A 12,995-nucleotide genomic window follows, 5' to 3' on the forward strand; every position below is an offset into this window, starting at 1 on the left:
ATATCTCCCCCTTATTTATCACTATTTTTTTCTCCCAATTTCACGTTGAGGGACTGAACGGCGCTGCCCCTTTTGATCTTTAACTGCACGGTATCCCCCGGTAAATATTTTTTCATGGCTTCGTTCAAATCAACAAGGGAATTAACCGGAATATCGTCGACGGCATAAAGGATGTCATTTTCTGCCAGCCCGTTTTTTTGCTCCACACTTGTCACCGTCAGTCCGTTAATGGTGGGAAGTCCCACGGTAGCGGCCCAGTCCTCTTCAAATTCCGCACCGAGACTGGGTCTTCTCACTTTGCCGTATTTGGTGAAATGGTCCAGCACATAGTTGATGGTATCGACAGGGATGGAAAAACCCAGGCCTTCAATGCCAGTACCCGCAAACTTGCTGGAGTTTATGCCGATTATTTCTCCTTTCATATTCACCAGGGGTCCTCCGCTGTTTCCCGGATTAATGGCCGCATCCGTTTGAATCAGGCGATAATCGCTTTCGATGGCCCGGTTGACGCCGCTGATGACCCCCAAAGAGGCAGAATTTCGTAAGGAAAAAGAAACAGGCGTCCCAATGGCGATCACTGTTCTTCCATTGATAATTTCTTCCTGTTTCCCAAATTTCGCTACGGTGAGTCCACTTTTTTCTATTTTCAATAAGGCCAGATCACACTCTTCATCGATACATTTTAGTGTGGCTTCATAACCGGTTCCATCGGCGAGAACGACGACAATTCTCTCCATGTCCTTCACCACATGGGCGTTGGTAAGGATTTCACCGTTGCTTTTAATAATGACACCGGTGCCATGGGCAATTAAATCCTTAAATTTGGCACTATAAGTGGCATCATCCTTTAGCCTGCCAATGACGCCGACCACACTGGGGCTGACATTTTTCAAAATCTCCGGAATCAGGTCGTCCTGATTCATCGTGCTTAAAGAAAGAACAGCTTCTTTTTCATCATAGTATGCTTTCACGCCCAGGGCATCTGTTAAGGTATCCACCGATACGTAAAGCTTTCCATTGATTTCTTGGGCAGGAGACGCCGCTTTGTCCCCATTGACCTCTACATGAATCGGGCCTGCCGCATCAGCGGCCCTTGTTATACCTGCTAATAAAAATACGGTGACCACACCGATCAGGAGCTTCTTCATCCTACGTCACTTCCCCCAAACATAGTGAGAGGCCTATTGTCAGTTCCGAAACGACGCCGGAACCGAGACAGGCCTTGAAATCTAAGGTAATGTTGGATGCAATACCCAACACAAAAATTATATTAAAGAAATGAAACTATTTCAAGCCTCCTGTTCGACTAATATTCGACAAAATTTGCGTCATTGATGCTGCCTTTCGGATGCAGGTTAGGAGTTTAAGCACTGATGCCGGACACATCCGCCAGTTTGACGGAGAGGCTTTTGGAGATGCCGTTTTCCTCCATGGTTACGCCGTATAAAACATCGGCTATTTCCATGGTTCCCTGCCGGTGGGAAACCACAATAAACTGGGTTTTGCCGGAAAACTGATGCAAGTGGGCGGCAAACCTGTCCACATTGGCTTCATCCAAAGCGGCTTCGATTTCATCCAGCACACAGAAGGGGCTGGGCCTGACAATGAGAATGGCAAATAATAAGGCAATTCCTGTCAAGGCTTTTTCCCCCCCGGAGAGCAGGGACAAATGCTGCAGTCTTTTTCCCGGCGGCTGGACTACTATCTCCACGCCGGTCTCCAGTAAATTTCCCGGGTCGGTCAGGCGCAGTTCGGCAAAGCCGCCGCCGAAAAGCTGATTAAAGGTGTGGTTGAATTGGTGGCTCACCGCCCAGAAGGTGTCCTGAAAGCGCTGGGTCATGATACGGTCCATTTCTCCGATCACCTTATATAGGGCCTCCCGGGCTTCGACCAGATCTTTTTGCTGCAGGGATAAAAATTGATAGCGTTCGTTCACCCGGTCATATTCTTCAATCGCATTCAGGTTTACCGTGCCCAGGATGGCGATCTCTTTCTCTATTTCACTGATTCTTAAGGCAACCGCTCTTTTGGAAACGATCTCCTTTTTCTTTAAAAGGGCCTGCTCAAAACTGACTTTAAACTTTTCCGCCAGCTTTTCCAGATGCTTCTCCCATTCCATCTCCCACCTGTTTTTCTTCAATTCCCACTGGTGATATTCTTGCTGCAGGAAAGCTAATTTTTTGGCATTCTCTTTGGCGTCCTTCTCCAAATCCCCCAGGCGCTGGCTTTCTGCCGTGCGGTGATGCTTTTTCCCGTTTAACGCCTGCTCTTTTTCTCCCTTGTCCCGGGAAAGGGTCAAAAGAGTTTTTTTCGTTTCCAGGAGTTCCTGGTCCTTCTGGGCCAATTCCTTCTCTAATGCGTATTTTTCGTGCAGTTTTTTCTCGCCCAAAGCGACCAGAGTGTCTTTTTCCTCCCGCAGCCGGTGCAAGGTCCGTTTCACGGCCGTCTCTTCCTGGGTCAAAGCAGCCAGCTTAACTTTAATCTCCGTCAAGCCGTCATGACCTGTGGTGAGATTTTCTTTCCGGATCTTTAGCTGCTCCTGGAAGGTGGAGATTTCTCTCGCCAGATCCTGATTTTTTCCTTCCGCCTGGTCCAGATGCTCCGTCAGGATCCTTTCTTCCCCGCCCAGTTCCTCTTTTTTGCTCCGGTTTTCCGCGATTTCCATGTGCACAGCGGCCAGGTTTTTGCCGGACAGGTCCAGGGCTTCCGTCAGCTGGGCCAGATCCCGCCTGCCCTGGAACAACTCCTGTTCTAACTCTCTTTCCCGGGCCATATTTTTCTCCCGGTCATTTTTCATCCCAGCCATTTGCCCGCGGCAATCTGCCAGCAGCCTCTCGGTTTCTTTTGCACCGGCTTCCATCTTTGCGAGGGTCTTCTTTAATGTTTCTATTTCTCCCATGCGGGAGAGAAGATTACCGGCTTTTTTCTGCTGGCTGCCTCCGGTTAAAGATCCCCCCGGGTTAATCACATCTCCCTCCCAGGTGACAATCTTCGCCTGGTACCTGACGGCCCGGGCGGCTTGCAGCGCCACATCCATATTTTTGACAACAATGATCCGTTTTAAAAGGTAATCCACGGCGGGGCGCACCTTGGCCTCACAGGACACCAAGTCCGAAGCAAAGCCTGTAAATCCCGGGATTTCCTGAACCTTCTGGGCCAAATCCTTATGATCCGGCCGGGAGATGGTGTTTAAGGGTAAAAAAGTGGCCCGTCCTCCCTTGGTTTTTTTTAAAAATTCGATGGCTTCCTTTGCCCCCAAATCCGTATCGGTGACAATATCCTGCAGGCCGCCCCCAAAGGCGGTTTCTACGGCCAGCCGATAGGGTTCCGGTACTTTCACCAGCTCGGCAATCACCCCGAGAACTTCTTTGGTAGCAGGATGCTTTCTTTTCGCAGCCATTAATACGGCTTTTACGCCCGGATAATACCCTTCGTAATCATTCTGCATTTCTGTTAAAAGGTTAAGCCGTGCTTTTGAGGACTGGATGCTTTCCCGTTCCCGGTTGTTCCGCTGCACCAAATCCTGTTCGGTACCTTCCAGGCCGATTATTTGCTCGTTCAAGGCCAGGATTTCTTCCTGAATGGCTTTGATCTCTTTCTCCCGTTCCCGGTTGTGCGCCTCCGTGCTTTGTTTCCGGTCCCCATTCAGCTTGATAAATTCCTCCAGCTCTTTTTCCTGACCGGTTAGCTTGGCCCAAATATTGTCCAAGGTAAGGCCGTGCTGGGCACAATTATTGATTTTATTCCGCACATCAGCGATCTCTTGCATCAGGTCAAAAGCGCTGTTTTTCCGTGCTTCAATTTTTCTTTCCAAGTTCTCAATGCTTTCCGCTTCTTCTTTTTGATTGTCTTCCCGGGCGGCCAATAAGTCCTTGAGATCTTTGATCCTGGTCTCCAGATCCAGATGATTCTGTGTCTCCCTTCCCATCATCTGATCCAGGGCAGAAAATTTCTCTTCTACTTCTTGATGCTCCTCCGCCAGCTTCCCAATCTGTCCGCTCAGGGCATCCTGCCGGGCCAGAGAAAGCTTCACTTCGGCTTCGGTCTGCTCCGCCTGTCCAAACAATTGGTAAAGTTCCTGCTGCATTTGATTGATTTCTTCATCCCATTCCTGAATCTGAAAACGCAGCTCTTCAACGGATGAGTCAAGTTTGGCATTTCCTGCTTCCAGTTGGAACATCTCCAACTTTTTTTGATCCACCGATTCCCGGGCCTCGTTCAATTTTTCCTGAACCTCTTCCATGACGTGGACAACTAAATTGATTTCCAGTTCATCCCCTTCCGCCTTCAGCTTTTTGTAGCTCTTGGCTTGTTCCGCCTGCTCTTTTAAAGGGTCCAACTGGGAAGACAACTCAAAAATGATATCCTGAATCCGGTCCAGGCTTTGTTCCGTTTCCTGAAGCTTTCGGGCCGCTTCCTTTTTCCGGTTCCGGTACTTGACAATTCCGGCGGTCTCTTCGATGATGCTTCTCCGCTCTTCCGACTTGGCGTTCAGAATCTCATCAACTTTCCCCTGGGGAATGATGGAAAAACCGTCGCTGCCCATCCCCGTATCGGCAAAAAGATTTTGCACGTCTTTTAAACGGCAGGTGGAATTATTAATGAGGTACTCACCTTCCCCGGACCGGTAAGTTCTTCTGGTCACGGTCACTTCATTGTAATCCAAAGGCAACAGGCCGTCGGAGTTGTCCAAGGTAAGAGAAACCTCTGCCATGCCTAAGGGCTTGCGTTTCTTGGTGCCGGCAAAAATGATGTCTTCCATTTTGCTTCCCCTCAGCACTCTGGCACTTTGTTCGCCCAATACCCAGCGAATGGCATCCGCAATATTGGATTTCCCGCTGCCGTTGGGTCCCACAATCACGGAAACCCCGGGGCCAAATTCCAATTTCGTCCTATCGGTAAAGGATTTAAAACCGTGAAGTTCGATGGTCTTTAGGTACATGACTGCCTCCAATGGAATGGTGTGGGATTCTTCGGGAACCGGAATCCGGTTTCCGGGAAGGAAACCGGTTGAACAAACCGATGAGCAAATCGTTCCCTCGTCTTTGCGTAATTTTATCGCCTGTTCACAAAAAAAGGTTAAGGTATTTTTTATCCCTTAACCTAAGTATATTTTAACATAATACAGAAATTATTGGCAATGAAAACTGTAGATTGTTACCAGCATAACATCCTCAAAGTGTTGATGTGTAACAGCTTGTCATAATCTGGGAAATATTGTCTTTTTAACAACTCAGTCTTCACTCCATCTTAAGGCCACGTGCAAGCAAATCTTCTTTTACCTTGTGTGCAATGGCCTGCCACTCCGGTGAGGGTGTCAGTGTCTCGATGTCAAAGCATTCTCTGAAGCTTTTTCCTTTCGGCTGATTGCGAATATTATCTTCATATTTGCTCAATAAATACAACACGATCTCATTTGATTTTGCCAGAGTCAAGCCGCCGCAAGCCTTGAATGCATCGGCACAGAACCAGTGCTCCAACGGAGTAATATAATTTTTATAACTCCCCCCGGCTGAACGCGGCCCGGTTGTCATACTGATCCCTGACACAGCTTGTGTGATGAGACCGGCTGTTGTGGCGTAAAGTATTTCTTCTGTGCATGGACCTGCTGTTTGGTTGATAATTTTATCCAGCATCCCGTGGGTATTATGGCTCATCGCCTGCAATGCGATACTTTGAGCCCACAGAGCATGTCGGCCCACAGCGGAATTTATCCTAACATCGTAAAGTGAACAATTGGAAATATCCGCTTGATTGATCGTAAACTGCATTAAATCAGAAGCAATATTGGCAACAGCTGCGCCCTCAGCCGAACCGCTATATCCCCCAATCATGGAGGGGCAGCCGGAACGGACATAACCATTGTAGCCGATGGCAACGACTACTTTATTAAAATTAGAATAATTGGTCTTTAATTCTGCCGGTTGCAGGCAAACCGCAATAGAACGGTTAGATGGCTTTGTTTGGCCGGGAAACCCTCCTAAGATTCCGAATTCAGTGGTTGAAGAGGAGACCGGACAATTGGGCATACCGGAACGTCCCGCTTTCCATAAAGCTTCCGCGCGCAGTTGGTTTTCCCTCAAACCGGCCAAGGTCTCAAAGGGAGTTCCCGCATATACCGGCGCTCCAAATACGGTGTCAATAGACGGCCCCTGGAGAAGGTTCACATTATGGTTGCGAATCATCCCTTCCACAAATTTTACGTAAAGGTCTTCATCGATAGCGATTGATAGAGAACCACAAAACAAGGGCGGATCACTATCTTCCGGCTTACGGGCTTTTAGCGTGACCCGGTCCTGCCCTTCTCCCAATTCCAGAGCAGCCGGGGCATTTTTCAGGGCAGTTAGAATCTCTTCCCTGCTCACCATAATCGCTGTTTCGGTATCGGTACAAAGGACACCAATGGTACTGGCCAGGTCCAGGCCTGCTTGGAAAAACTGGTCAGCCAAAGCAAGATCCTGATTGATAGGAGTCTCGGAGTTAAATCGTTTTTCCAGATCGTACTTCTTAAGTATCGCCCGTACATTCTGCGGGATTACTTTTTGTTCCCACTCTTTTGCTGTGTAATTAGGACCATTTTTAGTACGTTTTAATATCTCAGTTAAATAAACGAGTGATGCCATCGTTCAAAACTCCTTTCATTTATTATTCCGCTACCCTGGGAGCACAACTGCCGGGCGTGCTGCCGGAAGCAATTAATTCTTTGCAAAGCTTTACACAACTCACTGCGGTTCGGCCATAACCATCTGCCCCGATTTCCGCGGCCCATTCTGCCGTAACAGGACCACCGCCCACAATCACATAGTATTTGCCGCGCAATTTCTTGGTCTTTAGATACTCAATCAAATCCTTTTGATAATATGCCGAGGTGGACATTAATGCGGACATGGCAATAACTTGAGCCCCTAACTCCTCAGCTTCCTCAACGAACCGATTCACTTTCACATCAACACCAAGGTCTTTCACTTTAAACCCGTTTAATTGGAGTTGGTTAATGCTTAGGTTTTTGCCAATATCATGCAAGTCTCCCGCTACCGTTCCAAATACCACTTTGCCCGCCATTTCCTGGCTGATGCTGCCGGTATCGGGCATAACCAAAGAGGTTAGGGCCTGCATCGCATCTGCCGAGGCAATCAAGTCGGGCAAAAACAGCTCAAGTTCTTCAAACTTTTGGCCCACAATCTCTAATCCTGCACCTCCGCCCTTTTGAACGATGTCGGCGGGTGCAATACCCAGGTCCAAACAGGTTTGACCCAAGCTTTTTACAGCTTCAATATCTCCGTCCACAATGGCCTGAGCTACTTTTTCCAACATTTGTTCATTGCCCATATTATCCTCTCCTTTTCTTTTTACCTGAACATTTTTAAATAGCGGCGACAACGGAAGTCTTTTCCTGCTAACATATCGCTCGCATAAGCCATTTCCATCATTTCTTGATCCAGCGGGTCAATAATGGCCCCATCCAGACCAGCTGCAGTCAACATTGCCAAAAACGAGCGGTTAATCAATTTCCGTTTCGGCAGACCAAACCCCACATTACTTAATCCACATACAATCTTGGCAAAGGGCACTTTTGCTTTTAGCCCTTGGACGGTATGGAAAACTGTCATTGCTGCTTGCTGATTAACGGCGACTGCATTAACCAGCGGGTCCAAGTAAATATTTTCTTCCGGTATCCCAATATGCCGAAGTCGCTCCGCTAGTTCTATACCGGCGGAGATGCGCTCCTCCGCACGATCAGGAATTTTTTCTCCTGTTTGGCATAGACCAATGACAGAACTCCCAAATTTTAAAGCCAATCTGGAAACATCCTCGAACCGGGTGCCTTCCATGCTAATAGAATTAATGAGGGCAGGTTTTTGGGCAAGTTGAAGAGCCGTAGCAAGAGCATCCGCATTCGTCGTATCGACACAGAGAGGTTTGTCTGTCACTTCTTGTACTAATTCTACCAGCCAGCTCATCATTTCTGTTTCCGTACTAATGAATGTGCCGGCATTAATGTCGATAAAGTCTGCCCCAGATTCTACCTGTAATCTAACCAGCTCTTGTAAGGCAAGGTGATCCTTTGCGGCCATCAGTTCCCGTGTTTTCGGTATACTGCTGTTGAGTTTTTCCCCAATCACAATCACGTTTATCACCTCTTTTCTTTTTCATTTGGCATTGCTCATATATTCGTGTTTTTTATTTCACCGGCCTTCGACAACATTGCCAACAAAAAACACCCCAATCAATTAAAGTTTTGCGTGTTTGCACAAAAAGGCCCCTTTAAGCTCCACTTATGGAAAAGGGGCCGGAGCTTCGATCCCTACCAAGCGCTGCGATAAAAGCAGGCGCACAAAAAAAGGTGAAACGAAAATCTAAGTTCCGTTACACCTCTTTTTGCCGGAGATTTATATTTTGAAGCAAGTTCTTAATTCAGATGGAGATTCTTTTACTCCATCTGAATTTTAGAACTGCAAATGCATGACTTAATTGGCGTTGGACTCCCGCCTAAAAGAGGCGGGAGACTTACGCCAAGTTAGTCAGGTTAAAAAGTAATAATACGATATATGACGAATTTCTGATATCTACCTGATTAGAAGTTATTACCATCCATTGATGGCTTAAGCAATAAAATGGCTTCCTGCGCCGGAATTACTATCTGCTTTCCTATCATTTTCATTTAAATTCAGGAATATATTTAACAACACTGCGACGATAGTTCCGGAAACAATTCCGCTGCCAATGAAAGTTTTGAATAAAGCAGGCATTTGATCAAAAATTCCGGTAACAACAGATATACCGAGTCCTACACCAATTGAAGTAGCTGCAATCAACAGATTATTATTATTTGTTAAATCCGCTTGTGTCAGCATTTTAATACCGGAAACTCCCACCATACCGAACATCACGATCATGGCACCGCCAAGTACAGCCGCCGGTATAATGGTTGCCAATGCCGCAAACTTAGGCAAAATCCCTAATAAAAACAGGATAATTCCTGAAACAACTGTAACCCAGCGGGTTGTAACTTTAGTTAATGCGACAAGGCCCATATTCTGGGAGTAAGTGGTATAAGGAAATGAGTTTAAAATACCGCCTAATATTGTGGCAATGCCTTCTGCCCGAATACCCTTGACAATATCTTGATCCAATATTTCTTTATCACATATTTTGCCGATGCCTAAAAAAACTCCCGTAGACTCGATCATGGTTACGATCGCAACCAAGCACATGGTTATCGTTCCGCTAACCGTTATTTTGGGCATGCCGAAGTTTAATGGCTGCACGATGCTCACCCAGTTCGCATCTGCGACTACCTTAAAATCAACCATACCTAAAAGTCCTGCTACAATAGTACCCAATATGATCCCAATCAACACAGAAATAGCCTGGAAAAAACCTCTGAAAAATTTATTTACGGCCATAATAATACACATTACCAATAAAGCCAGACATAAATTTACAGGAGCTCCAAAAGTCGGGCTGCCAACTCCTCCTGCCACATTTTGCATGCCTATGGGTATCAATGAAAAGCCGATAATTGTTACAATTGAACCGGTAACAACCTGGGGGAAAAACCTTAATAATTTACCATATAGCGGGGCAAAAAGGATCATAAAAAGGCCTGAAATAATAATTGAACCCCAAATACCCAAGATACCGGATTCACTGCCGATTGCGATCAATGGCCCTACCGCTGTAAATGTCACACCAAGTACAACAGGTAATTTGATGCCTGCAAAGTTTCCGATCCCGTAAGATTGAATAAATGTCGCGATACCACATGTAAATAAATCAGCAGCGATTAATAAGGCTAATTGTGTCTGCGTTAATCCTAATGCTCCGGCAATAATGATTGGTATTGTAACTGCCCCGGCATACATTGCAAGAACATGCTGCAACCCTAATACTGATAGCTGACCAATAGGCAACATTTCATTTACTTTTTCGGTATTAGTTCCCACATCAGACATTTATTTCCCTCCCCGAAATAATGTTACATGCCATCCCCTTCACGCATCCGTAATCAGAAATTTGAATTTGTTTGAAGTTCATCACTCCACCTCCGGTATTTGTATTAGCTCTTGATCAAGATGCCATATTTATTCGGGAAAATTCACCTACTACCTTTACCAACCCGAACAAAATAAATTAGAAAATATCTATTATTTTTGTGAATATATGCAATTTATCTTTATATGTAAAAAGATAAAAATTTAACGTTTTTCCTGCCTGATATCGATGGATTAGCTAACTCCATCGCTACATGCAGGTTTAACCGGCTTCCTGTGCAAACTTTTCTTAGGCCGATAAAACGTGTCTTTTAACGGCAGAGTGCACCGCCTTGTTCCATCTAATTTGTAGTAGGCGGAGGCAACTGCGGGAGCAGTGGGTATGGTGCAAATTTCACCGATTCCTTTAGCCCCATATGCCAGCGGTGATTTATTTTTTTCCACAAGAATACATTCTACTTCCGGCATATCTAGGGATCTGAATAAGCCAAGGGTTCCGAACTTCGCGGTAGGTACAGCATCTTTTAACGGGAAGTCTTCTCTCAAGGCATAACCCAATCCCATCGCAACGCCTCCTTCAATTTGCCCCTCCACATTTACCGGATTTATGGCCTTCCCGATATCATGGGCGGCAATTACTTTTTCTACTTTACCCTTCTGGTCCAGAACGACTACTTGGGTGGCATAACTATACGCCACATGGTTCACGGGATGCTCTTTTTCAGAACCCAGGGGATCAGTCACTCCCACGAATTCGCCATAGAATTCCTGTCCTTCCAATTGTGCTAAAGGAACTCTTTTAAGGCTTTCTGCCAAATACAAGGAAGCTTGTCTTACTGCTTCCCCGGTAAACAGCGTCTGCCGGGATCCGGTCGTAGCACCGGAATCTGGCGCTAATACCGTATTGGGCGGAGCAACCTCTACCGTTTCTTTATCCAGCCCCGTTGTTTCACACACGATTTGAGTAAGAATCGTGGCAATCCCTTGACCGATACAGGTGGCAGCACTTTGTAGCTGCACTTTACCATTTACAATGATCAATTTAGCACGTCCGGTATCAGGAACCCCCACTCCCAGGCCGGCATTTTTGATTGCACAGGCGATTCCCGTATACGGACTAGACTCATAGGCATCACGCACTGCTAAAAGGGTTTCTTTAATCGCTGTGCTGTCATCAGCGATTTGTCCTACCGGCAACGAATCTCCAGGATTTAAGGCATTTTTGTACCTAATTTCCCAAGGGGATAAACCTACCCGTTCTGCCAGTATATCCAGGTTTGATTCGCCGGCAAAGGCGGACTGGGCTACCCCAAATCCTCTAAACGCTCCGGCCGGCGGATTATTGGTATATACCCCCAAACCCGTTAATTCTATATGAGGAATGCGATAGGGACCGCATGCATGGGTACATGCCCTTTCTAAGACAGGGCCGCCTAAAGAAGCATAGGCACCGGTGTCAGCCAGGATTTTGGCGACCATCGCGGTTAGGTTTCCCTCTTCGTCACAGGCAGTGGTTACTTCAATTTCCATCGCATGACGCTTAGGATGCACGAAAAGGCTTTCCCGTCGCGAAAGAGTTAATTTGACCGGTTTTTGAGCAGCACAAGCTAAAAGTGCCGCATGATGCTGAACGCTGAGGTCTTCTTTTCCTCCAAAAGCTCCTCCCACATACTTACAAATAACTTTCACTTTCCCATGAGGCTTGCCCAAAATATTTTCCATACTATGCATGTCGTGGTAAACACTTTGGGTACCCACATAAACGGTCAGACCCCCGTCCGGATCGGGTACCGCCAGGGCACTTTCAGGTTCTAAAAAAGCGTGCTCTACAAATGGCGTTTTATAGACTTTTCGTACCACATGCTTGGATTTAGCGATAGCTTCCTCAGGATCTCCTCTTTTCACGTAAGTCTTTTTGAGAATATTTCCCCCCGGATGAAGTTTGGGCGCATTTTCTTTTAGAGCGTCTGCCGGTGTGGTAATCGGCGGTAATTCTTCGTAGTCCACCCTGATCAGTTCCAACGCTTCTTGCGCTGCTTTCTTTGATCTTGCCGCTAAAATAGCTAAAGCATCTCCCACATACCTGGTTTCTTCCCCGGGAGCAACCAAAACAGGCCAGTCTTTGACCAGGTATCCGTCAATTCTGTTGCCGGGAATATTTTCCGCGGTCAATACAACTTCCACATCCGGATGTCTTTTTGCTTTACTGATATCGATAGACTTAATCAAAGCCCGGGGGTATTTTGTCCTTAAGACGGCTCCGTAAAGCATCCCTTCAACGTACATATCATCGACATAATCGGCTGTCCCTAAAGTTTTGGCCCCGGCATCCACCCGATGGCAGCGGTTTCCCACCCGAGCCGAAGTATTTTTTTCTTCATGCTTGGTGCCGTCTCTCAGAGCACCGGCTGCCAGCAAAACAGCCTCTTCAATTTTAATATAACCGGTACACCGGCAAATGTTGTTTTTTAATGCCTTCTTTATTTCTTCCGGGCTTGGATAAAGATTTACATTCAATAGAGCTTTTGCACTCATCACCATGCCTGGGGTGCAAAAACCGCACTGTACGGCACCTGCTTCTGCAAAAGCCCAGGCATATATCTCTTTTTCCCTTTGGCTCAGGCCTTCCACTGTAAGAATAGTTTTTCCGTCAACTTTTGCTGCAGTCAATCTGCACGCTCTCACATTTTTCCCATCTACCAGAATGGTGCAGGCACCACAGGCTCCATCGCCGCAACCGTTTTTTACCGAAGTGAGCCGGGCTTGATCCCGGAGGAAATCCAATAAATTGTCCTCATCCAAAGCATGAACCTTTTGTCCGTTTAACGTAAAATCCGCCACAGCAAAACCTCCTTTAAAAGGTTAGGGGACACACCTCTATTTGGGGCATTCCTATCCTGTCGGAGGAATGTCCCCCAATTAATTAATCATTTTTCAGCAAATGTTTTATCTATGGCAGATTAATTGCATATAAAAGTCCGTATTGCCTTTGACAGAGTT

7 protein-coding genes are annotated in these 12,995 nt (G+C 46.5%); all 7 read right to left on the bottom strand.

What is annotated here, in order from left to right; all coding sequences use genetic code 11:
* Positions 1 to 11: 11 nt before the first annotated feature.
* Entirely contained in the window at positions 12 to 1,148 is a 1,137-nt protein-coding gene (locus tag DCMF_RS07385) for a S1C family serine protease (protein WP_148133837.1), read from the bottom strand.
* Between the two features lie 215 nt (positions 1,149 to 1,363).
* A complete protein-coding gene (gene smc / locus DCMF_RS07390) occupies positions 1,364 to 4,942 on the bottom strand; it encodes a chromosome segregation protein SMC (RefSeq protein ID WP_148133838.1) in 3,579 nt (1,192 codons plus the stop codon).
* A 298-nt stretch (positions 4,943 to 5,240) separates the two neighbouring features.
* Entirely contained in the window at positions 5,241 to 6,623 is a 1,383-nt protein-coding gene (locus DCMF_RS07395) for a monomethylamine:corrinoid methyltransferase (protein ID WP_148133839.1), read from the bottom strand.
* A gap of 22 nt (positions 6,624 to 6,645) precedes the next feature.
* Positions 6,646 to 7,329, bottom strand: coding sequence for a corrinoid protein (locus DCMF_RS07400; protein ID WP_148133840.1), 684 nt, complete (start codon positions 7,327 to 7,329; stop codon positions 6,646 to 6,648).
* Between the two features lie 20 nt (positions 7,330 to 7,349).
* Positions 7,350 to 8,129, bottom strand: coding sequence for a dihydropteroate synthase (locus DCMF_RS07405; protein ID WP_214659176.1), 780 nt, complete (start codon positions 8,127 to 8,129; stop codon positions 7,350 to 7,352).
* Between the two features lie 474 nt (positions 8,130 to 8,603).
* The gene (locus tag DCMF_RS07410) at positions 8,604 to 9,956 is read right to left on the bottom strand and encodes a nucleobase:cation symporter-2 family protein (RefSeq protein WP_148133842.1); all 1,353 of its coding nucleotides are present in this window, start codon (positions 9,954 to 9,956) and stop codon (positions 8,604 to 8,606) included.
* Positions 9,957 to 10,229: 273 nt separating this feature from the next.
* Positions 10,230 to 12,836, bottom strand: coding sequence for a selenium-dependent xanthine dehydrogenase (gene xdh, locus DCMF_RS07415; RefSeq protein ID WP_148133843.1), 2,607 nt, complete (start codon positions 12,834 to 12,836; stop codon positions 10,230 to 10,232).
* Positions 12,837 to 12,995: the final 159 nt, after the last annotated feature.

Source organism: Candidatus Formimonas warabiya (assembly GCF_002777255.1).
Classification (GTDB): Bacteria; Bacillota; Dehalobacteriia; order Dehalobacteriales; family Dehalobacteriaceae; genus Formimonas; species Formimonas warabiya.